This window comes from Phaeobacter sp. SYSU ZJ3003 (assembly GCF_041300735.1).
Lineage (GTDB): Bacteria > Pseudomonadota > Alphaproteobacteria > Rhodobacterales > Rhodobacteraceae > Phycobacter > Phycobacter gallaeciensis_A.
This window is the reverse complement of the sequence record NZ_PXNU01000156.1, coordinates 1-849: the sequence shown is the minus strand read 5'-3', so window position 1 is coordinate 849 and position 849 is coordinate 1. Positions and strand designations below refer to the sequence as shown.

Sequence of the window (849 nt, the reverse complement as noted above, 5' to 3'; positions counted from 1 at the left end):
TGAATCGCTCCGAGTTTGTCGGAGACCATCAACTTAAGTAAGGATGATGGTTATGACGAAAAGCAAGATGTCAAATCGCTACTCGCCTGAGGTCCGCGCGCGTGCGGTCCGAATGGTGTTCGAGCATCAGGGCTCATACGAAACGCAGGCGGGCGCGATTGCGGCCATTGCACCCAAGATTGGCTGTATTCCTCAAACCCTGCGCGAATGGGTCAAGCAGGCTGAGAAAGACAGCGGCATGCGCGATGGCGTGACTACTGAGGAACGGAACCGGATCAAGGCCCTGGAACGTGAGGTTCGCGAGCTGCGCCAGGCGAACGAGATCCTGCGCAAGGCATCAGCTTATTTTGCGCAGGCGGAACTCGACCGCCCACTGAAGCGATGATCGCCTTCATAGAAGATCAACGCGTTGTTTACGGTGTCGAGTCGATCTGCAGAGTTCTGCCGATCGCGCCGTCAACATTTTACCACCGCCTCGCATGTCGGGCTGATCCTTCCAAGGCATCTGCCCGACAGCAGCGGGATGCGGAATTGCGACCAGAGATCAAAAGGGTCTGGGATGAAAACTATCAGGTCTACGGGGTCCGCAAGGCGTGGCATCAGCTCAAGCGTGAGGGCTTCGAACTGGCGCGCTGCACTGTGGAGCGCCTGATGAAACAGATCGGCATCCGTGGGGCTGTGCGCGGCAAGGTGGTCAAAACAACGGTTCCAGACACGTCGGGACCCTGTCCGCGCGATAAGGTGAACCGTCAGTTCCGGGCGCCTGCGCCGAACATGCTCTGGGTCAGTGATTTTACCTACGTGTCAACATGGCAGGGCTTTGTCTATGTAGCCTTCGTCATCGACACA

At 57.4% G+C, this 849-nt stretch carries 1 pseudogene and 1 other annotated feature; the pseudogene reads left to right on the top strand.

The window, feature by feature from the left end:
* Positions 1-52: 52 nt before the first annotated feature.
* A pseudogene (locus tag C6W91_RS21195) lies at positions 53-849 on the top strand (IS3 family transposase); the annotation flags it as partial.
* Positions 340-456 (top strand) — a sequence feature (AL1L pseudoknot). (Overlaps the previous pseudogene by 117 nt.)